Source organism: Bacillus sp. AK128 (genome assembly GCF_053903075.1).
In genome coordinates this window covers 4,440,474-4,461,128 of sequence record NZ_CP096379.1, presented here as the reverse complement: position 1 = coordinate 4,461,128, position 20,655 = coordinate 4,440,474, and the positions used below count along the sequence as shown (strand labels likewise).

Sequence of the window (20,655 nt, the reverse complement as noted above, 5' to 3'; positions counted from 1 at the left end):
AAATGAATCAGCCTTTTGATTATATAGAAATGAAAATCCCTTCAAAACCAGAATACGTAGGAGTTGTACGCTTAACCCTATCTGGTATAGCGAGTCGAATGGGCTATTCATATGAAGATATTGAGGATTTGAAAATTGCGACCTCAGAAGCGATTACAAATGCGGTACATCATGCTTATAACGATGATGAAGGCGGCGAAATCGTAATTGGGTTTGGGTTATTCAATGACCATCTACAAATCATGGTATCAGATAGCGGGAAAAGCTTTGATATCAATCATATGAAAGAGGATTTAGGTCCTTATAGTAGTTCGACGAATGTGTACGAAATGAACGAGGGTGGCTTAGGATTATATTTAATCGATACATTAATGGACGACGTTAAAATTAATAATGATGCTGGCGTTAGTGTATTTATGAAAAAGTTTCTTCAAAGAGAGCGGGTGGGAACCGATGAAGAGTCAATCGCAACCAACCAAGCAGACTAGTGATATAACTGAACTAATACAGAAATTCCAACAAACGAATGATGAAGAAATACAACTCTATATTGTTGAAAGATACAGAGCACTTGTTGAATCGATGGCACGTAAGTATTCGCGTGGTAGGAACATGCATGAGGATTTGGTACAGGTTGGTATGCTCGGTTTATTAGGAGCAATCCGAAGATATGACCCTAGCGTAGGAAAAGGGTTTGAAGCATTTGCAATCCCAACGATAATCGGAGAGATCAAGCGCTTTTTACGTGATAAAACTTGGAGTATCCATGTTCCGAGAAGAATAAAGGAACTTGGTCCGAAAATTAAAGGAACAGTTGAAAAATTAACAAATGACCTTCAGCGTTCCCCAAAAATTGAGGAGATTGCCGATTATTTAGATGTGTCAGAGGAAGAAGTATTAGAGACAATGGAAGTTGGTAAAAGCTACCAATCCTTATCTGTTGATCATAAGATTGAAGCTGACTCAGATGGTAGTACGGTTACTTTATTAGATTTAGTAGGTGATCAAGATACTGGTTATGAATTAATTAATCAAAAGATGGATTTTGAAGCTTCTTTAAATGTATTAACTGAAAAAGAACGGTTAGTTATAAAATATACTTTCCTTGAAAACTTAAGTCAAAAAGAAGCTGGAGAAATAATTGGCATCTCTCAAATGCATGTATCGCGGTTACAAAGACGGGCAATACAAAAATTAAGAAATGCTGCAGATGAAGATACAACAAAGTCGGAGTGTATAACATGAATGAACAGCAATCAACAAACCATCTAGAAATCCTCACTTATCAAGCGTCAAAGAAAGGTAAAGACTGCTGTGGAGATAGTTATGTCATCATTACAGAACCTGATTATGCAGTTTTAGCATTAGCAGATGGACTTGGGAGTGGAGTTCAAGCAAAAGAATCTTCAAATATAGTTATAGAAATTATTAAACAATACCACCATGAAGATATCCACTCCCTCATCAATCGATGCAATCAGTCTTTAAAATCAAAGCGAGGAGCAGCTTTAACCATTGTTAAATTTCATCACCAACTAAACGAAGTGGTTTATGCAGGTGTAGGAAATATTAAATTCATCCTTCTATCTCCGAATGGAAAATCTACGTATCCCCTTCCTAAAATGGGATTCCTTTCAGGAAAGCCTATACCCATTCAAATCCAACGTTTTTCATATGAAACTAATTCCTTATTTATGATGAGTAGCGACGGAATAAAAATGATTAATAGTAAAGATCTTTTAGGTTTCTATCACACACTCTCTGATCTAATTTATTGTGTGGAAGAGGAAAATGATAGAGCAGATGATGCAACTTTACTAGTTGGAAAAATAAAATAATGAAAGGCTGTTTTCAGATAGGTTGTTGCTTTGCGTAAAAATCCCAAACGCCGGATTTTTGCCTTAGTTTCAAGCTGTCGATATACATGAAAAGAGCTGCTCTTTACTATTCATTTCTCAAATTCCTTTTAAAACTGGTTGTACACCAAAGTTAAATGTCGGTAAAACAACAAGTTTTAGAAAAGAGACTAATGAAAAGATGAGTTCGATCAGTTAATTTGTTAAAATAGATTCACGACTATATTTATTACAGGAGTGAATGAATTGGAAACAGCCATTGATCAACAATCTTTTATTATAAAACATATCTCAACTGCACTAAGTTTAAAGGTCAAGCAAGTTGAAAGTGTAATAGAACTCTTAGAACAGGATAATACGGTGCCTTTCATTGCTCGTTATCGAAAAGAAATGACAGGTGCACTAGATGAAGTTCAGATTAAAGATATCATGGAGCAATGGCATTATCTTCAAAACTTACAAAAGCGTAAGGATGAAGTAATTCGTTTAATAGATGAACAAGGGAAATTAACGGACGAGTTGCGCCAATCAATAAAAAAGGCAGAAAAACTACAGACTGTTGAAGACCTATATAGACCATATAAGCAAAAGCGTAGAACAAAGGCTACCATTGCAAAGGAAAAAGGATTAGAGCCTTTAGCATTGTGGTTATTACAGCAAAATAAAGAAGATGTATATAATGAAGCATCTACATACATATCAGAGGAACACGGAGTTGGATCAGTAGAAGAGGCGTTACAAGGTGCTCAAGATATCATAGCTGAAATGATCTCAGACGAAGCTTCCTATCGCCAATGGATCAGGAATGCAACACATCAAAAAGGTAAAATTGTAACCTCTTCAAAAGATGAAGAGAAGGACGAAAAAAAGGTTTTTGAGATGTATTATGAATACGAGGAGCCGGTCCAAAAAGCTGCCCCGCATCGTATCTTAGCTATTAATCGTGGGGAAAAGGAAGACGTTTTAAAAGTCTCTATTGAAGCACCTGCTGATCTTCTTGTTAAACATATCATTGATCGTGTAATTGGAAAGGTACATTCACCTTCAAACGAATGGATCATCCAAGCAATTGAAGATGGGTATAAGCGTTTAATCCAGCCGTCCATTGAACGAGAAATTCGAAAAGAGCTCACGGATCATGCTGAGGAACGTGCCATTCATATATTTTCTGAGAACCTTAAGAAGCTATTACTTCAGCCACCACTTAAGGGAAAGACCATTCTGGGGGTAGACCCAGCGTATCGTACGGGATGTAAGTTAGCTGCCATTGATGAAACGGGGAAGGTTCTGCAAATTGGTGTCATTTATCCGCATCCCCCTGTATCAAAAGCAGCAGATGCTAAAAAGAAAATGCTTGAGATTTTAGACTCCTACCCAATTGAAATGATAGCGATAGGTAATGGAACAGCTTCTCGTGAAACAGAGCAGTTTATCGCAGAGCTAATTCGTGAGAGTCAAAAGGATGTATATTATATGATCGTTAATGAAGCGGGTGCTAGTGTTTACTCCGCATCAGATATAGCCAGAGAAGAATTTCCTAACTTTCAAGTAGAGGAAAGAAGTGCTGTTTCAATAGCACGTCGACTTCAGGATCCTCTAGCAGAACTGGTTAAAATTGATCCTAAGTCTGTAGGGGTTGGACAGTATCAACATGATGTAGCACAAAAGAAACTAAGTGACTCCCTCTCCTTCGTGGTAGAGACAGCAGTAAACCAAGTTGGTGTTAATGTAAATACAGCCTCGTCCTCTTTGCTACAATATGTAGCGGGACTTAGTAAAACGGTAGCTAATAATATTGTCAAACAGAGAGAAGAAAATGGTAAGTTTACCGATCGAAAAGAGTTAAAAAAAATTCCGAGACTTGGTGCCAAGACATATGAACAGTGTATTGGGTTTTTAAGAATCCCAGAGGGAAATAATTTGCTCGACCGTACTCCTATTCATCCCGAGAATTATCAAGTGGTGAAGGACCTTCTTAAACAGCTTAATTCATCCATCTCAGATCTAGGATCAGATGATATGAAAATGAAGTTAGCGGAAATTGATGTTGTCTCTGTTTCTAAAGAACTAGGCATTGGAGAACTTACGCTTCGAGATATTTTAGATTCGTTAGCACGGCCGGAAAGAGACCCTCGTGATGAGCTACCGAAGCCTTTATTGAAAAAAGATATCTTGAAGCTAGAGGATCTTACAAAAGGATTAGAGCTTCAGGGAACTGTAAGAAATGTAGTGGATTTCGGTGCTTTTGTTGATATAGGTGTGAAACAGGATGGTTTGGTTCATATCTCTAAATTAAGTAAAGGATTCATAAAAAATCCTTTGGATGTTGTTTCAGTCGGAGATGTTGTAACCGTTTGGGTGGAGGATGTAGATTCCAAGAAAGGTCGAGTAGCGCTAACAATGCTTCCCCCAAAAGAACAGGAAAATTAATTTAGTTTTAAGTAGACATCTAATATGATTAACAAAGAAGCTAATCAGCAATTGTTGGTTAGCTTCTTCTCTATAGTATTTAAGTAAGGCTAATCTGTAAAATTCTTTTTTCTATAAAAGAACCAACACTGGTTTAATAGCTTAATTTGGTATCTGTTTTTTTCATAATAAGCTCGAGTCATTTGATTTTTTAACCAAATAGGCATTGTTCATACCTCCTTAGGCATTATAATGAAGGATGTATTACATAATTATGAAAAATGATGTGAATAGGTGCGTATATCAGGAGTGAATTATGTATGACAGATGATCAGCTGCAAATGTTAGTAGTAGAAATTTCCGATACTTATTTTAAAAGACCCTTTATTCACCGAGCGAGTTTTAATAAAAGGCTGAAAACAACGGGTGGACGCTATTTATTAGGTTCCCACGATATCGAAATTAACCCGAAGTATTTTGAAGAGTTGGGCATGGGTGAGCTTGTTGGAATTATCAAACATGAGCTTTGTCATTATCATCTTCATCTAATGGGAAAAGGATACAAGCATCGTGATGAAGATTTTAAAAAGCTACTAAAGCTAGTGGGGGCCCCTCGGTTTTGTTCTACCCTACAATCTACTCAACAAATTAGAAATGCTACATTTTTAGAATATGAGTGTTCAAAGTGTTCTCAATCATATAGAAGAAAACGAAGGGTGAATACGGAAAGGTATGTTTGTGGAAAATGTAGAGGTAAGCTCGTTCTTATTAATGGGAAATGAGTATTGACTGTCCAAATTAGTTGTGATAAATTATAGAAACGGTCGCTTGAGAAGAGGTAATTAAGTAAGAAAATTACCAAACTTAAACAAGTTGACATTAGTAAAAACCTGTTATATTATATACAAGTCGCTACTAAATAGCGAGATTGATAAAGATTAGTAATTAATGATGTATTACTAATTATAGTTGTTATTCCACCATAGCTCAGCGGTAGAGCATTCGGCTGTTAACCGAAGGGTCGTAGGTTCGAATCCTACTGGTGGAGCCAACGGGGAAGTACTCAAGTGGCTGAAGAGGCGCCCCTGCTAAGGGTGTAGGTCGTTAACGCGGCGCGAGGGTTCAAATCCCTCCTTCTCCGCCATACAATTTTAATAACGGCCCATTGGTCAAGCGGTTAAGACACCGCCCTTTCACGGCGGTAACACGGGTTCGAATCCCGTATGGGTCACTTTAATAATGGAGGGAGAAACAATTGTTTCTTTCTCCATTATTCCCTAAAAGACATTTTAAATATGGTCCCGTGGTGTAGCGGTTAACATGCCTGCCTGTCACGCAGGAGATCGCGGGTTCGATTCCCGTCGGGACCGCCATATAGTTATATCTATTTTCAAAAATGATAATTATTCACTTAAATTAAATATTGGGCTATAGCCAAGCGGTAAGGCAACGGACTTTGACTCCGTCATGCGTTGGTTCGAATCCAGCTAGCCCAGCCACGCGGATGTGGCGGAATTGGCAGACGCACCAGACTTAGGATCTGGCGCCGTAAGGCGTGGGGGTTCGACTCCCTTCATCCGCACCATTTTTCTTTGAGATTTAAACCTAAATTGCATATGCGGTCGTGGCGGAACGGCAGACGCGCTAGGTTGAGGGCCTAGTGGGGGTAACCCCGTGGAGGTTCAAGTCCTCTCGGCCGCACCAATCTTTGTATCTTGCAGAGATGAAACGAACGTGATAATTTAATATAACCTTCTTCAATAGAAGAGAGGCGCCCGTAGCTCAATTGGATAGAGCGTTTGACTACGGATCAAAAGGTTAGGGGTTCGACTCCTCTCGGGCGCGCCATAGACGGGAAGTGGCTCAGCTTGGTAGAGCACCTGGTTTGGGACCAGGGGGTCGCAGGTTCAAATCCTGTCTTCCCGACCATCTAATATAAGTATTGTGCGGGTGTAGTTTAATGGTAAAACCTCAGCCTTCCAAGCTGATGTCGTGAGTTCGATTCTCATCACCCGCTCCATTAAAACCAACTGGAAAAAATTATGCATTGAATAATATTAACTATTCATGGTATATTTAATTTCCGGTCATGAGACCAAGTTCTTTGAAAACTAAACAAAACGTCAAGCGTGTTGGTTTTATAACCAACGCAAAGTAATAAATTATTAAAATCTACTATTAGTTATTTTCGCTAACGTGAAGTAACTCAGTAGATTGCCGGTGTAATGAGCAATCAAACACTTTATTGGAGAGTTTGATCCTGGCTCAGGACGAACGCTGGCGGCGTGCCTAATACATGCAAGTCGAGCGAATCTCTTCGGAGATTAGCGGCGGACGGGTGAGTAACACGTGGGCAACCTGCCTGTAAGACTGGGATAACTTCGGGAAACCGGAGCTAATACCGGATAATTTCAGACACCTCCTGGTGACTGAATAAAAGATGGCTTCGGCTATCACTTACAGATGGGCCCGCGGCGCATTAGCTAGTTGGTGAGGTAACGGCTCACCAAGGCGACGATGCGTAGCCGACCTGAGAGGGTGATCGGCCACACTGGGACTGAGACACGGCCCAGACTCCTACGGGAGGCAGCAGTAGGGAATCTTCCGCAATGGACGAAAGTCTGACGGAGCAACGCCGCGTGAGCGATGAAGGCCTTCGGGTCGTAAAGCTCTGTTGTTAGGGAAGAACAAGTACCGTTCGAATAGGGCGGTACCTTGACGGTACCTAACCAGAAAGCCACGGCTAACTACGTGCCAGCAGCCGCGGTAATACGTAGGTGGCAAGCGTTGTCCGGAATTATTGGGCGTAAAGCGCGCGCAGGCGGTCCTTTAAGTCTGATGTGAAAGCCCACGGCTCAACCGTGGAGGGTCATTGGAAACTGGGGGACTTGAGTACAGAAGAGGAAAGTGGAATTCCACGTGTAGCGGTGAAATGCGTAGAGATGTGGAGGAACACCAGTGGCGAAGGCGACTTTCTGGTCTGTAACTGACGCTGAGGCGCGAAAGCGTGGGGAGCAAACAGGATTAGATACCCTGGTAGTCCACGCCGTAAACGATGAGTGCTAAGTGTTAGAGGGTTTCCGCCCTTTAGTGCTGAAGTTAACGCATTAAGCACTCCGCCTGGGGAGTACGGTCGCAAGACTGAAACTCAAAGGAATTGACGGGGGCCCGCACAAGCGGTGGAGCATGTGGTTTAATTCGAAGCAACGCGAAGAACCTTACCAGGTCTTGACATCCCTTTGACCTTCCTAGAGATAGGAATTTCCCTTCGGGGACAAAGGTGACAGGTGGTGCATGGTTGTCGTCAGCTCGTGTCGTGAGATGTTGGGTTAAGTCCCGCAACGAGCGCAACCCTTGATCTTAGTTGCCAGCATTCAGTTGGGCACTCTAAGGTGACTGCCGGTGACAAACCGGAGGAAGGTGGGGATGACGTCAAATCATCATGCCCCTTATGACCTGGGCTACACACGTGCTACAATGGATGGTACAAAGGGCAGCAAAACCGCGAGGTTGAGCAAATCCCATAAAACCATTCTCAGTTCGGATTGCAGGCTGCAACTCGCCTGCATGAAGCCGGAATCGCTAGTAATCGCGGATCAGCATGCCGCGGTGAATACGTTCCCGGGCCTTGTACACACCGCCCGTCACACCACGAGAGTTTGTAACACCCGAAGTCGGTGAGGTAACCTTAGGGGGCCAGCCGCCGAAGGTGGGACAGATGATTGGGGTGAAGTCGTAACAAGGTAGCCGTATCGGAAGGTGCGGCTGGATCACCTCCTTTCTAAGGAAAATTGGAAACTTTCGTTTCCATAAAATAGCGCTTGAACGTTTTGTTTAGTTTTGAGAGAATTGTCTCTCAGTTAGATAATGAAACTTTTTGCTAACGCAAAAACTCATTATTTAACCTTGCGCTTGCGTCTGCAAGATTAATCAATGATGATTGATTCCTCAGCGCATGGCAGCATGAAGTAATGCTACGAAGTTCATTCATGATGTGATTGAAGTCAGTAGCCATGTTCCTTGAAAACTAGATAATAATTCGTATGTAAGAAAGTCAAGAAATTGATCGAATGATCTTTAACAACGGTTAAGTTGTTAAGGGCGCACGGTGGATGCCTTGGCACTAGGAGCCGATGAAGGACGTGACTAACAACGATATGCTTCGGGGAGCTGTAAGTAAGCTTTGATCCGGAGATTTCCGAATGGGGAAACCCACTGCTCGTAATGGGGTAGTATCTTCACCTGAATACATAGGGTGATGATGGCAGACCCGGGGAACTGAAACATCTTAGTACCCGGAGGAAGAGAAAGCAATTCGCGATTTCCTGAGTAGCGGCGAGCGAAACGGAAGAAGCCCAAACCAAGAGGCTTGCCTCTTGGGGTTGTAGGACACTCAACATGGAGTTACAAAGGAACGAGGTAAGTGAAGCGGTCTGGAAAGGCCAGCCATAGAAGGTAACAGCCCTGTAGCTGAAACTTCGTTCCCTCCTGAGTGGATCCTGAGTACGGCGGGACACGAGAAATCCCGTCGGAAGCAGGGAGGACCATCTCCCAAGGCTAAATACTCCCTAGTGACCGATAGTGAACCAGTACCGTGAGGGAAAGGTGAAAAGCACCCCGGAAGGGGAGTGAAACAGATCCTGAAACCGTGTGCCTACAAGTAGTCAGAGCCCGTTAACGGGTGATGGCGTGCCTTTTGTAGAATGAACCGGCGAGTTACGATCCCGTGCAAGGTTAAGTTGAGAAGACGGAGCCGCAGCGAAAGCGAGTCTGAATAGGGCGATTGAGTACGTGGTCGTAGACCCGAAACCAGGTGATCTACCCATGTCCAGGGTGAAGTTCAGGTAACACTGAATGGAGGCCCGAACCCACGCACGTTGAAAAGTGCGGGGATGAGGTGTGGGTAGCGGAGAAATTCCAATCGAACCTGGAGATAGCTGGTTCTCTCCGAAATAGCTTTAGGGCTAGCCTCGAGTTTTTAGAGTCTTGGAGGTAGAGCACTGATTGGACTAGGGGCCCTCATCGGGTTACCGAATTCAGTCAAACTCCGAATGCCAAAGACTTATACTCGGGAGTCAGACTGCGAGTGATAAGATCCGTAGTCGAAAGGGAAACAGCCCAGACCACCAGCTAAGGTCCCAAAGTATACGTTAAGTGGAAAAGGATGTGGAGTTGCCCAGACAACCAGGATGTTGGCTTAGAAGCAGCCACCATTTAAAGAGTGCGTAATAGCTCACTGGTCGAGTGACTCTGCGCCGAAAATGTACCGGGGCTAAACGTATCACCGAAGCTGTGGAATGTCTAACGACATTGGTAGGAGAGCGTTCTAAGGGCGTTGAAGCTAGACCGTAAGGACTGGTGGAGCGCTTAGAAGTGAGAATGCCGGTATGAGTAGCGAAAGACAAGTGAGAATCTTGTCCACCGAATGCCTAAGGTTTCCTGAGGAAGGCTCGTCCGCTCAGGGTTAGTCAGGACCTAAGCCGAGGCCGAAAGGCGTAGGCGATGGACAACAGGTTGATATTCCTGTACCACCTCCTCACCGTTTGAGCAATGGGGGGACGCAGGAGGATAGAGAATCGCGCGATTGGAAGTGCGCGTCCAAGCAGTTAGGCTGGTAAGTAGGCAAATCCGCTTACCATAAAGGCTGAGCTGTGATGGCGAGGGAAATATAGTACCGAAGTTCTTGATTCCACACTGCCAAGAAAAGCCTCTAGCGAGGTGAGAGGTGCCTGTACCGCAAACCGACACAGGTAGGCGAGGAGAGAATCCTAAGGTGATCGAGAGAACTCTCGTTAAGGAACTCGGCAAAATGACCCCGTAACTTCGGGAGAAGGGGTGCTCTGGTAGGGTGAAAGCCCGAGAGAGCCGCAGTGAAAAGGCCCAAGCGACTGTTTAGCAAAAACACAGGTCTCTGCGAAGCCGCAAGGCGAAGTATAGGGGCTGACACCTGCCCGGTGCTGGAAGGTTAAGAGGAGAGGTTAGCGCAAGCGAAGCTTTGAATTGAAGCCCCAGTAAACGGCGGCCGTAACTATAACGGTCCTAAGGTAGCGAAATTCCTTGTCAGGTAAGTTCTGACCCGCACGAAAGGTGTAACGATTTGGGCACTGTCTCAACGAGAGACTCGGTGAAATTATAGTACCTGTGAAGATGCAGGTTACCCGCGACAGGACGGAAAGACCCCGTGGAGCTTTACTGTAGCCTGATATTGAATTTTGGTACAGCTTGTACAGGATAGGTAGGAGCCTGAGAAGCCGGAGCGCCAGCTTCGGTGGAGGCGTCGGTGGGATACTACCCTGGCTGTATTGAAATTCTAACCCGCAGCTCTGATCGAGCTGGGAGACAGTGTCAGGTGGGCAGTTTGACTGGGGCGGTCGCCTCCTAAAATGTAACGGAGGCGCCCAAAGGTTCCCTCAGAATGGTTGGAAATCATTCGTAGAGTGTAAAGGCACAAGGGAGCTTGACTGCGAGACCTACAAGTCGAGCAGGGACGAAAGTCGGGCTTAGTGATCCGGTGGTTCCGCATGGAAGGGCCATCGCTCAACGGATAAAAGCTACCCCGGGGATAACAGGCTTATCTCCCCCAAGAGTCCACATCGACGGGGAGGTTTGGCACCTCGATGTCGGCTCATCGCATCCTGGGGCTGTAGTCGGTCCCAAGGGTTGGGCTGTTCGCCCATTAAAGCGGTACGCGAGCTGGGTTCAGAACGTCGTGAGACAGTTCGGTCCCTATCCGTCGTGGGCGTAGGAAATTTGAGAGGAGCTGTCCTTAGTACGAGAGGACCGGGATGGACACACCGCTGGTGTACCAGTTGTTCTGCCAAGGGCATCGCTGGGTAGCTATGTGTGGACGGGATAAGTGCTGAAAGCATCTAAGCATGAAGCCCCCCTCAAGATGAGATTTCCCATTCTTTGAAGTAAGACCCCTGAAAGACGATCAGGTTGATAGGTCTGAGGTGGAAGCGTGGCGACACGTGGAGCTGACAGATACTAATAGGTCGAGGACTTAACCATATTTAAACGACATTCTTGCATACGATATTATCTAGTTTTGAGGGAACAATTATTATTCCCTTATTGTCTGGTGATGATGGCGAAGAGGATACACCCGTTCCCATTCCGAACACGGAAGTTAAGCTCTTCAGCGCCGATGGTAGTTGGGGCATTGCCCCTGTGAGAGTAGGACGTCGCCAAGCAATGTTAAAAAGCGTAGCTATTGTAGCTGCGCTTTTTTTGTTTTTTATTATAAATGACTCGCATATATGTAAAAAGAAGGTCCAGACGTTCATAAGGCTGTCATCAGTAAATAAAATTTATTGATAGTTCATAAGTAAGAATAATGAGCGCCATACAGTAATTTCTATTTTGGACAATAGCCAAAATCAGTTTTTGCGGAATTATTAAAGGAATTCGTGGAATAAAAGAAAAAATCGCGGAATTAACGTTTCTTTTCATGGAATTAACACAAAAACTGCGGAATTAGATGTGTTTTTCGTGGAATTATCTAAACGTTATAGATTCGCAAGTTGTATCTCATAAGAGGTAAAACTGTAGCGCCAGTTTTAGATAGGGCATTGCCCCTGTGAGAGTAGGACGTCGCCAAGCAATGTTAAAAAGCGTAGCTATTGTAGCTGCGCTTTTTTTGTTTGTTTTTTCAAAATGGCTCGCTAATTTGTAAAAAAAGGAATTTCGTTGATAAACGAGTTGAGTTCGTCGATAAAACATAATTTTCGTTGATAAGTGATTTATTTTCGTTGATAAAGCTAAAATTCCGTTGATAAACACGAATATTTGGTCGTTAAAACAAACATCCATACAAAAGAATTTAATTTATAGTAGCAAATATCATTATAATAGCTATTAAATTGGGTTTTGAAGGGACCTAAGCCCTTAAAGTTGAGTCATTGATGTCTAAATGAATTCAAGAAGCCACGTTTATACCACACATGCAAATATCTTGAGAGTTTTTTAATAGGTAAGTACACAATAGTTAAAAGGAAAAATAATGTGATATGATTAGCAAAGCCAAATTATTTGAATTATAAAAAATATTATATTGACTTCCATAATTGATAGGAGTAAAGTCAAGGATAACATTAAAGCATTGAGGGGATAAAAATGAAATTTCAAACGAAAAATGTTCATTTCTCTAGTAAGAAAAAGGATGCAATCCATAGTAAAGTAACACCAATCTATCAATCTTCCGCCTTTACATTTAAATCACTTCAAGAATTGGAAGCATTTTATGAAGGTGATGGGAATTATCTGTATTCACGAGTAGGGAATCCGAACACAGATGAGTTAGGACATGCTGTTGCTGCATTAGAAGGTGCTGAGGCTGGTGTAGCAACCTCTTCAGGATTATCAGCAGTTCTTGTAGGTATTTTGGCTGTAGCTTCAGCAGGGGACCATATAATTGCTAATGACGATTTGTATGGTGGAACCTTTCAATTAATAGCTAAAGAGTTAAAAGAAGTGGGGATAGAATCTTCTTTTGTATCATTCACTAATAAAGAAGCGATTATTAATGCCATAAAACCTAATACAAAAGTAATATATAGTGAATCTGTAACCAACCCCTTTTTAAGAGTCGAAGATCTTGAACAGGTTGTTGCAGTTGCAAAAGAATATAATCTTGTCTCAATGATTGATAATACGTTTGCTACTCCATTTTTGTGTAAGCCGTATGAATTTGGAATTGATCTGGTTATTCATAGTGCTACCAAGTATATTGGGGGACATAGTGATGTGACAGCAGGTGTAGTTGTAGGCAGTCAGGAACTAATCAAAAAAGTTAACCAGAAACTAGGGAATTTAGGAGCTAATTTAAGTCCATTTGAAAGTTGGTTGGCTTGTAGAGGATTAAAGACAATGAGTATAAGAATGGAGAAGCAATCCAGTAATGCGGCAAAAGTAGCAGAAGGATTGGTAAAGCATACTGGAGTTAATAAGGTTTTTTATCCACCTAATTTATCACCTAAAGGGAATGGAGCAATGGTTTCGATTGAACTGGATGAAGAACAGTGTGATATTGAAAAATTTATTCGTTCTCTCGGTTGGATTAAGTTAGTCCCGACATTGGCTGGAGTTGAAACAACTGTTTCCTATCCTATTGCGACATCACATCGTGCCCTTGATGCAGAGGCATTAAAAGCGTTAGGAATTACAAAAGGATTAATCAGAATTTCTATTGGTATTGAAGATGATCAGGATATACTCGAGACATTATCTGAAGCAATTAAAGAGTCAAAGAAATAATTTGACTCTTTTTATTGCTTTTTTTAGAATCAAGTGATATTATAGTTATTGTGACATTTTTACTTATAGAAAACATTTTATATCTTCGCGGGGTGGAGCACGCTGAATAACCTTCATCGATTCCACATCAGCATACCGATTTTTTCTTCTTGATTTAACATCATGCAAAATCGGGATGGTTGTAATAGTAGATATGACATGCATTAGATAAAAGTAATTATTTATATTATCGCGGGGTGGAGCAGTCTGGTAGCTCGTCGGGCTCATAACCCGAAGGTCGTAGGTTCAAATCCTGCCCCCGCAACCAAAGTGGTCCCGTGGTGTAGCGGTTAACATGCCTGCCTGTCACGCAGGAGATCGCGGGTTCGATTCCCGTCGGGACCGCCATTATTGATTTTTATTTGCTTTTTGACCTTAATAATAAGAGAATAAAACTATAGGACCTTAGGATAAACTCCTAAGGTTTTTTGTATTAATTTCATAAAAATGTGGGTGTTAGGATGAGTATCCATGATGAATTTGAATTTATTAAAAAGATTACACCAAAGCAGCCTCTAGGGTCAGATGTGATTGTTGGGATAGGTGATGATGCAGCGGTTGTTAGGCCATCTTTGAATATGGATCTTATTGCTTGCACAGATACAATGGTAGAGGATGTCCATTTTTCTAGAAAGACGATGAGTCCTTATCATATAGGCTATAAAGCATTGGCTGCGAATATAAGTGATGTTGCAGCTATGGGTGGTTCTTCTTCCTATTATCTCGTTTCCCTAGTTGTACCACCTCATTGGTCAGAAGAGGAGTTACAAGAGATTTATAAGGGAATGGATGCGATCGCAACCGCTAATAATACTATCTTAATTGGTGGGGATACGGTTTCTACTAGAGGACCGCTTGTTGTGAGTGTGACGGTATTGGGAAGAGTTGAAGAAGGTAAGAGTCTAAAGAGGTCTGATGCAGTTCCAGGGGATATTGTATTCATCACAGGTACCGTTGGAGATTCTGCTGCAGGTTTACATATCATGCTTAACGATAAAGATAGTAATAAGTATTTAATAGAGCGCCATCAGCAACCAACCCCTCAAGCTGAGGCAGGTAAGTTATTGAGTCATTATTTTGACCGAGCAGCTGTTAATGATATAAGTGATGGGGTGGCCAGTGAGGCTATTGAAATTGCTGAAGCGAGTAGGGTTAACATTGAACTACTAGAGTCCTTATTACCTTTATCTACAGAAGTTATAACTTTTGGAAGGGAACAAGCTCTGCAGTGGGCTTTATATGGTGGAGAGGATTATGAATTAATAGGAACCATTTCACCAGAGAATTGGCCGAAACTAGTTGAACAGTTCATGGAAAAAAATATCAAGGTAACTAAGGTTGGCAGAGTTGAAGCCGGAACGGGAAAAGTCTTTCTAAAAAAAGAGGACTCAGTCGTTGAGTTAAGGAAACAGGGATATAATCATTTTAAGCAAGGTGATCATAATGGAACAATTTAATTGGATAACCACTAGTGAGATGGAAACTAAACGTCTAGCAAATCGAGTGGGTCAACTTGCAATAGCTGGTGATGTTTTTCTTCTTGAAGGAGATCTAGGAGCAGGTAAAACCACTTTCACGAAGGGTTTGGCAGAGGGCTTAGGTGTTAAGCGGAACGTCAATAGTCCTACCTTTACGATTATAAAAGAATATATGGGTCGAATTCCTCTATATCATATGGATGTGTACCGTGTTCAGGATGAATGTGAAGACTTAGGTTTTGACGAGTACTTCCATGGTACTGGTGTTACGGTAGTAGAGTGGGCTCACTTGATTAATGAGCAATTACCAAAAGAGTATGCATTAATTAACATAACTAGAGAAGGTGACGATCAGCGCAAAGTTGTCTATCAGGCAGTAGGTGAAAGATACGTACAATTGGGCAAGGAGTTAAGTGAAAATGAAAATACTAGCAATTGATACCTCGACCTATGTGATGGGGGTTGCCTTAACAAATGGTGAGGAAGTAGTTGGGGAATATATAACGAATGTGAAGAAAAACCACTCGATTAGACTAATGCCGGCTATTGAGCAAGTAATGAAGGATTGTGATTGGACACCAAGCATGCTAGATAAAATTGTAGTAGCAAAGGGTCCGGGTTCATATACTGGGGTAAGAATTGGTGTTTCTATTGCGAAAACATTGGCCTGGAGCTTAGATATTCCGTTAGTTGGTGTGTCTAGCCTTGAACAATTAGCATGGAATGGCAAGGGGTTTGAAGGGGTTATTTGTCCATTGATGGATGCGAGAAGACAGCAATTGTTTACAGGGCTGTATCAATCTGATGGCTCTATGCTGAATTCTATTATTGAAGATCAGAATATCTTGTTAGAAGATTGGCTTACGAAGCTGAAGGATCAGAAGGAGAGAGTATTGCTTCTAGGTAATGATCTTCCCATTCATCAGCAGGTAATTAAGGATAAGCTTGGTGATCAAGCTGTATTCTCTTCGTTTGTAGATTGGAATCCGAGACCCTCTCTATTAGCTCATATTGGATCAGTAAAAGAAGCAGAAGATTTACATACCTTTGTACCCAGCTATCTTCGTTTAGCAGAAGCAGAAGCTAATTGGTTAGCGTCTAATGAGACGTCTCGTTAAGGAGGTAGTGAAGGTGAATGAGTCTATTTCGTTTCGTTTAATGACAGTAGCTGATATCGATCAAATTTTAGTAATTGAACATTTATCGTTTACGGTACCATGGAGTCGGGAAGCGTTTCTTAATGAACTAACGAGTAATCCTTATGCAAGCTATGTGGTCATGTTGGATCAACAGAGGGTTATTGGATATTGTGGATTATGGATTGTGTTAGAGGAATCTCATGTAACCAATATAGCTGTTTTACCTGAATATCGTGGTAGAAAGCTAGGGGAAGCATTATTGAGTCAAGGGATTGAACTCTCTAAAGCATTAGGAGCAGAGCGTCTTTCATTAGAAGTAAGAGTGACCAATTATGTTGCACAGTCCTTATATCGAAAGCTTGGATTTCAAGACGGTGGAATTAGAAAGAATTATTATACTGATAATGGCGAAGATGCCTTAGTGATGTGGGTGAATATATATGAAACAGCAAATCATACTAGGAATTGAAACAAGCTGTGATGAAACAGCTGTAGCAATCGTTAAAAATGGAAATGAGATTTTATCGAATGTAGTAGCTTCTCAAATTGAAAGTCATAAACGCTTTGGTGGGGTCGTACCTGAAATAGCCTCAAGGCATCATGTGGAACAGCTAACGATTGTGTTAGAGGAGGCGATGAAGCAGGCGGATGTTACCTTTAAGGATCTGGATGCGATTGCGGTAACGGAGGGGCCAGGTCTTGTAGGGGCTTTGTTAATCGGGGTGAACGCAGCAAAAGCACTTGCGTTTGCTCATTCAATTCCACTTGTCGGTGTTCATCATATCGCAGGACATATTTATGCCAATCGCTTTGTTTCAGAATTTTCATTTCCGTTACTATCATTAGTTGTTTCTGGTGGTCACACTGAACTTGTTTACATGAAGGAGCACGGATCATTTGAGGTAATTGGTGAGACTCGAGATGATGCAGCAGGTGAAGCGTATGACAAGGTGGCAAGAACGCTAGACCTTCCCTATCCAGGTGGTCCACATATCGACCGCCTAGCTCATGAAGGACAACCATCTATTGATTTGCCAAGAGCATGGCTTGAGCCAGATTCTTACGATTTTAGCTTTAGTGGATTAAAATCTGCTGTCATTAATACCTTACATAACGCGAAGCAGCGCGGAGAGGATATTAAGCCTGAAGATCTAGCAGCAAGCTTTCAAGAAAGTGTAATTGATGTTCTGGTTACCAAGACAAAAAAAGCAGTAGAACATTTCCAAGTGAAGCAGGTATTACTGGCAGGTGGAGTGGCAGCTAATAAAGGGTTACGAGCTAAGCTTGAACAAGAGTTCCAGGACAGAGCTGAAGTGGAGCTAGTCATCCCCCCTCTTTCATTATGTACGGATAATGCAGCGATGATTGCAGCGGCTGGCAGTATTGCTTTTACAAAGGGGAAAAGGTCACCTTTAAGCTTAAATGCCAATCCAGGGTTAGAGTTGATATCATATTAATAATTTGGTTTTTTAAAGCGTGTTTTGATGATTCTTCATCAATACACGCTTTTCTTTTTTGGCTTTCATAAGTTATGCCGCTTCACTTCTTTCATATTCTCCCATCACGGTTCCTTTTAATCCGGATATTATGATAGAGAAATAAATTAAATACATTTTTGTGGATAAGTCATTTGAAAAAATATGAGTTTTCAGAAAAAATGTTGATAAACAATAAGGAACAAACCCAGTAGTGAGTAGTTGTACACAAAGAAACGAGTGGTTTTTATATAGTTTACTTTTTCTGTGGATAACATTGTGGATATGTTAGTAATGTTGAGTGGATAATGTGGAAAAGTTAAAGAATCCTTGAGAATATAAGTGTTAATAATGTGGATAAACTTGTGAATATGTGAATAAAAAAACCAGTGAAAAAATTCACTGGTTAATTTGTTTGTTCTAATAATTGCTCCCATTCGAGCATTAGTTTTTCTAGCTTCTCGTTTGCCTGATCGTTTTCGTTATTGAGCTCTTGGACAATTTCATGATCCTGATAAACCTCAGGGTCACATAGCTTTTCGTCATTGGTTGAAATTAGTTCTTCTAGTTCGGCAATTTCCTTTTCAATTTCTTCAATACGGCGTTTACGTTGACGCTCCAACTTCTTAAGCTCTTTTTCCTCTTCAAAACTACGCTTCTCTACCTTATTAGCTTCCTGAACAGGTTGTTTAACGCTACTCTTTTCAAGCTCTTCTAGTTCAGCAAGCATTTGCTTCTTTTCTATAAAATAATCGTAGTCACCTAGAAACTCAGTAATCGTAGTTGGTTCTAACTCTAAAACCTTGGACGCTATTCTGTTAATAAAATAACGGTCATGTGAGACAAATAGAATCGTTCCAGGGTAATCAATTAAGGCGTTTTCAAGAATTTCCTTGCTGTCTAGATCTAAATGGTTAGTAGGTTCGTCGAGAATTAAGAAATTTGCCTTTTGCATCATGAGCTTTGATAAAGCTAGCCTTGCCTTTTCTCCACCACTTAAACTTGAAACCTCTTTTAGTACATCATCACCTGAAAATAGGAAATTACCTAGTACTGTTCGAATTTCCTTTTCAGGGATATGTGGATAGTCATCCCATAATTCATTTAACACGCGTTTATTTGATTTCAAGTTTGCTTGTTCTTGGTCATAGTAACCAATTGTCACATTTGACCCAAACTGGATGGTACCTTTTTTTGGTGTGAGTTTATTTATAATACCTTTTAGTAAACTAGATTTACCTATTCCATTGGGACCTATTAGTGCAACGCTATCCTCACGGTTAAGGGCAAAACTAATATTTTTTATAGTAGGATCGTGATCTTCATAAGCGATGGCAAGCTCGTCAACCCTTAACACCATATTTCCACTTTGTCGAGTAATATCAAAACGGAATGAAGCAGATTTTTCATCACCATTTGGGCGATCCATCAAGGTCATTCGTTCTAGCTGTTTTCTTCTACTTTGTGCTCGTTTGGTTGTCGAGGCTCTTGCGATATTACGATGGATAAAGTCTTTAAGCTTCGAGACCTCTTCTTGCTGTTTTTCGTATTGCTTCAGCTCACGTTCATAGTTTTCTGCTTTTTGAATGAGATATTGACTATAATTACCGTGATATTTAGACATAGAGGTTCGAGCAAGCTCATAGACCTGACTTACAACCTTATCTAAAAAGTAACGATCATGGGAGACAATTAAAATAGCACCTGGGTAAGAGTTTAAATATTGCTCAAGCCAGGAGAGAGTCTCCATATCTAAATGGTTAGTGGGCTCGTCCAAGATGAGAAGTGCTGGCCTCGATAGTAATAATTTACCAAGAGCTAGCCTTGTTTTTTGGCCACCACTTAAACTAGATACAGGTGTAGCAATATCGAAATTGGCAAAACCTAAACCATGGAGAATGGATCTCATATCAGATTCATATTGATAGCCACCCTGCTGTTTAAATTGCTCCTGTAATAAGTCATATTCCTTTAAGACCCGTTCGTACCGCGCTTGGTCTTGAAATAAAGCAGGATCTCCCATTTTTTCTTCCATAAGCCGGAGCTCTTTTTCCTGTTTCTTTAAATGGGAGAATACAGTTAGTAATTCTTCCCAAATGGAGAGTGTTGTTTCTAAGCCAGAGTGCTGTTCTAAATATCCAATCGTAACATCCTTTGGCTTAATGATTTCTCCACTATCCTGCGAATGGATGCCTGCTATGATCTTTAAAAGAGTAGATTTACCTGCACCATTTCGACCGACAAGAGCGATTCGATCTTTCGATTGTACTTCTAGCTTTATATTCGATAAGATAGGCTCTGAGCCATAAAATTTTGTAATTTGATTTAATTGCAATACAATCATTGTATTCACCTCAAGTTCCTACTAATAGTGTATATATTTTTGGGATAAGGGGCAATAGATGAACACTGATAGAAGTTATAAATTGTTCACAAAGGAATGCGACAACTAGTATAAAATAGTGTATAGTCATAGGTAGGAATACAAGTTTTGGAGGAGTTAACGAATGGCAGAATTCACCCACTTTAATGATCAAGGTCATGCAAAGATGGTCGATATCACTTCTAAGACGGATACAGTCCGCACTGCGGTTGCCAGAACTAGTGTTGAAGTTTCCAAGGAGATCTATCAAAGAATAGTTGATTCGGAAATTGAAAAGGGAGATGTGTTAGCGGTTGCACAGGTAGCTGGAATTATGGCTGCTAAAAAAACCCCCGATCTAATCCCAATGTGTCATCCCATTCCCATTAAAGGTGTTAATATATCATTTACATGGAATCAAAAGGGAGACGCTTACGAATTGCTTATAGAAGGTGAAGTCAAAACAAAGGGAAGTACTGGTGTGGAGATGGAGGCATTAACAGCTGTTTCTGCTTGTGCTCTAACTGTTTATGACATGTGTAAGGCAGTCGATAAAGGAATGATTATTGGCCCGACTTATTTAATGACCAAAACTGGAGGCAAAAGCGGGGATTATCAAAGATCGTAGAATATATGGGTGAT

General features: G+C 41.4%; 14 protein-coding genes, 12 tRNA genes and 3 rRNA genes. 27 read left to right on the top strand and 2 right to left on the bottom strand.

Annotated features, from left to right (window positions below; all coding sequences use genetic code 11):
* Positions 1–2 precede the first annotated feature (2 nt).
* From rsbW to M1D60_RS22265, 4 genes are all read left to right on the top strand, one after another.
* Positions 3–488 carry an anti-sigma B factor RsbW gene (gene rsbW, locus M1D60_RS22280; RefSeq protein ID WP_456276979.1) on the top strand — a complete coding sequence of 162 codons (486 nt, stop codon included), beginning with the start codon at positions 3–5 and terminating at the stop codon, positions 486–488.
* A complete protein-coding gene (gene sigB / locus M1D60_RS22275; protein ID WP_456276978.1) occupies positions 454–1,245 on the top strand; it encodes an RNA polymerase sigma factor SigB in 792 nt (263 codons plus the stop codon). Before rsbW ends, sigB begins: the two co-directional genes overlap by 35 nt.
* Positions 1,242–1,838 (top strand): PP2C family serine/threonine-protein phosphatase, encoded by a 597-nt coding sequence (locus tag M1D60_RS22270; protein ID WP_456276977.1) that lies wholly within the window; start codon positions 1,242–1,244, stop codon positions 1,836–1,838. Before sigB ends, M1D60_RS22270 begins: the two co-directional genes overlap by 4 nt.
* A 264-nt stretch (positions 1,839–2,102) precedes the next feature.
* Complete coding sequence (locus tag M1D60_RS22265; RefSeq protein WP_456276976.1) at positions 2,103–4,286, top strand: Tex family protein; 2,184 nt, start codon at positions 2,103–2,105, stop codon at positions 4,284–4,286.
* Between the two features lie 89 nt (positions 4,287–4,375).
* Here M1D60_RS22265 and cmpA read toward each other — a convergent pair whose 3' ends face one another.
* Entirely contained in the window at positions 4,376–4,492 is a 117-nt protein-coding gene (cmpA, locus tag M1D60_RS22260; RefSeq protein WP_456276975.1) for a cortex morphogenetic protein CmpA, read from the bottom strand.
* A gap of 93 nt (positions 4,493–4,585) precedes the next feature.
* On the opposite strand from cmpA, the gene M1D60_RS22255 reads away from it, so the two are divergent.
* From M1D60_RS22255 to tsaD, 22 genes are all read left to right on the top strand, one after another.
* On the top strand, positions 4,586–5,047 hold the full coding sequence (locus M1D60_RS22255; RefSeq protein ID WP_456276974.1) for a SprT family protein: 462 nt from the start codon (positions 4,586–4,588) through the stop codon (positions 5,045–5,047).
* Between the two features lie 194 nt (positions 5,048–5,241).
* Positions 5,242–5,316, top strand: a tRNA-Asn gene (locus M1D60_RS22250).
* A 2-nt stretch (positions 5,317–5,318) separates the two neighbouring features.
* Positions 5,319–5,409: transfer RNA gene (locus tag M1D60_RS22245), tRNA-Ser, on the top strand.
* 15 nt (positions 5,410–5,424) lie between these two features.
* A tRNA-Glu gene (locus tag M1D60_RS22240) sits at positions 5,425–5,496 on the top strand.
* Between the two features lie 66 nt (positions 5,497–5,562).
* Positions 5,563–5,638, top strand: a tRNA-Asp gene (locus tag M1D60_RS22235).
* 51 nt (positions 5,639–5,689) lie between these two features.
* A tRNA-Gln gene (locus tag M1D60_RS22230) sits at positions 5,690–5,764 on the top strand.
* Between the two features lies 1 nt (position 5,765).
* Positions 5,766–5,850 (top strand) — tRNA-Leu (locus M1D60_RS22225).
* A gap of 33 nt (positions 5,851–5,883) precedes the next feature.
* Positions 5,884–5,969 (top strand) — tRNA-Leu (locus M1D60_RS22220).
* A 67-nt stretch (positions 5,970–6,036) separates the two neighbouring features.
* Positions 6,037–6,113: transfer RNA gene (locus M1D60_RS22215), tRNA-Arg, on the top strand.
* 4 nt (positions 6,114–6,117) lie between these two features.
* Positions 6,118–6,194, top strand: a tRNA-Pro gene (locus M1D60_RS22210).
* 17 nt (positions 6,195–6,211) lie between these two features.
* Positions 6,212–6,285 (top strand) — tRNA-Gly (locus M1D60_RS22205).
* A gap of 222 nt (positions 6,286–6,507) precedes the next feature.
* Positions 6,508–8,046: ribosomal RNA gene (locus M1D60_RS22200) — 16S ribosomal RNA — on the top strand.
* A gap of 304 nt (positions 8,047–8,350) precedes the next feature.
* Positions 8,351–11,276: ribosomal RNA gene (locus tag M1D60_RS22195) — 23S ribosomal RNA — on the top strand.
* A gap of 66 nt (positions 11,277–11,342) precedes the next feature.
* Positions 11,343–11,458, top strand: a 5S ribosomal RNA gene (gene rrf, locus M1D60_RS22190).
* The 16S, 23S and 5S rRNA genes sit together here with 10 tRNA genes alongside, the layout of an rRNA operon.
* A 922-nt stretch (positions 11,459–12,380) precedes the next feature.
* On the top strand, positions 12,381–13,520 hold the full coding sequence (locus tag M1D60_RS22185) for a trans-sulfuration enzyme family protein (RefSeq protein WP_456276973.1): 1,140 nt from the start codon (positions 12,381–12,383) through the stop codon (positions 13,518–13,520).
* A 230-nt stretch (positions 13,521–13,750) separates the two neighbouring features.
* A tRNA-Met gene (locus tag M1D60_RS22180) sits at positions 13,751–13,827 on the top strand.
* A 4-nt stretch (positions 13,828–13,831) separates the two neighbouring features.
* Positions 13,832–13,907: transfer RNA gene (locus M1D60_RS22175), tRNA-Asp, on the top strand.
* 113 nt (positions 13,908–14,020) lie between these two features.
* Complete coding sequence (gene thiL / locus M1D60_RS22170) at positions 14,021–15,016, top strand: thiamine-phosphate kinase (RefSeq protein ID WP_456276972.1); 996 nt, start codon at positions 14,021–14,023, stop codon at positions 15,014–15,016.
* Entirely contained in the window at positions 15,003–15,476 is a 474-nt protein-coding gene (gene tsaE / locus M1D60_RS22165) for a tRNA (adenosine(37)-N6)-threonylcarbamoyltransferase complex ATPase subunit type 1 TsaE (RefSeq protein ID WP_456276971.1), read from the top strand. The genes thiL and tsaE overlap by 14 nt, the downstream gene beginning before the upstream one ends.
* Positions 15,457–16,155, top strand: coding sequence for a tRNA (adenosine(37)-N6)-threonylcarbamoyltransferase complex dimerization subunit type 1 TsaB (tsaB, locus tag M1D60_RS22160; protein ID WP_456276970.1), 699 nt, complete (start codon positions 15,457–15,459; stop codon positions 16,153–16,155). Before tsaE ends, tsaB begins: the two co-directional genes overlap by 20 nt.
* A gap of 13 nt (positions 16,156–16,168) precedes the next feature.
* A complete protein-coding gene (gene rimI / locus M1D60_RS22155; RefSeq protein WP_456276969.1) occupies positions 16,169–16,645 on the top strand; it encodes a ribosomal protein S18-alanine N-acetyltransferase in 477 nt (158 codons plus the stop codon).
* Positions 16,617–17,633, top strand: a complete 1,017-nt coding sequence (gene tsaD, locus M1D60_RS22150; RefSeq protein WP_456276968.1) for a tRNA (adenosine(37)-N6)-threonylcarbamoyltransferase complex transferase subunit TsaD — start codon at positions 16,617–16,619, stop codon at positions 17,631–17,633. The genes rimI and tsaD overlap by 29 nt, the downstream gene beginning before the upstream one ends.
* Before the next feature lie 424 nt (positions 17,634–18,057).
* Here the strand turns inward: tsaD and M1D60_RS22145 are convergent, their stop codons facing one another.
* Entirely contained in the window at positions 18,058–19,995 is a 1,938-nt protein-coding gene (locus tag M1D60_RS22145) for an ABC-F family ATP-binding cassette domain-containing protein (protein WP_456276967.1), read from the bottom strand.
* A 163-nt stretch (positions 19,996–20,158) separates the two neighbouring features.
* Here M1D60_RS22145 and moaC point away from each other — a divergent pair, with 163 nt between their 5' ends.
* On the top strand, positions 20,159–20,641 hold the full coding sequence (gene moaC, locus M1D60_RS22140) for a cyclic pyranopterin monophosphate synthase MoaC (RefSeq protein ID WP_456276966.1): 483 nt from the start codon (positions 20,159–20,161) through the stop codon (positions 20,639–20,641).
* The last annotated feature ends 14 nt before the right edge of the window (positions 20,642–20,655 follow it).

Excerpts from the sequence above, each read along its gene's own strand:
- rsbW (WP_456276979.1), top strand. The coding sequence starts at position 3 with ATGAATCAGCCTTTTGATTATATAGAAATGAAAATCCCTTCAAAACCA.
- sigB (WP_456276978.1), top strand. The coding sequence starts at position 454 with ATGAAGAGTCAATCGCAACCAACCAAGCAGACTAGTGATATAACTGAA.
- M1D60_RS22270 (WP_456276977.1), top strand. The coding sequence starts at position 1,242 with ATGAATGAACAGCAATCAACAAACCATCTAGAAATCCTCACTTATCAA.
- cmpA (WP_456276975.1), bottom strand. The coding sequence starts at position 4,492 with ATGCCTATTTGGTTAAAAAATCAAATGACTCGAGCTTATTATGAAAAA.
- M1D60_RS22255 (WP_456276974.1), top strand. The coding sequence starts at position 4,586 with ATGACAGATGATCAGCTGCAAATGTTAGTAGTAGAAATTTCCGATACT.
- M1D60_RS22185 (WP_456276973.1), top strand. The coding sequence starts at position 12,381 with ATGAAATTTCAAACGAAAAATGTTCATTTCTCTAGTAAGAAAAAGGAT.
- thiL (WP_456276972.1), top strand. The coding sequence starts at position 14,021 with ATGAGTATCCATGATGAATTTGAATTTATTAAAAAGATTACACCAAAG.
- tsaE (WP_456276971.1), top strand. The coding sequence starts at position 15,003 with ATGGAACAATTTAATTGGATAACCACTAGTGAGATGGAAACTAAACGT.
- tsaB (WP_456276970.1), top strand. The coding sequence starts at position 15,457 with ATGAAAATACTAGCAATTGATACCTCGACCTATGTGATGGGGGTTGCC.
- tsaD (WP_456276968.1), top strand. The coding sequence starts at position 16,617 with ATGAAACAGCAAATCATACTAGGAATTGAAACAAGCTGTGATGAAACA.
- M1D60_RS22145 (WP_456276967.1), bottom strand. The coding sequence starts at position 19,995 with ATGATTGTATTGCAATTAAATCAAATTACAAAATTTTATGGCTCAGAG.
- moaC (WP_456276966.1), top strand. The coding sequence starts at position 20,159 with ATGGCAGAATTCACCCACTTTAATGATCAAGGTCATGCAAAGATGGTC.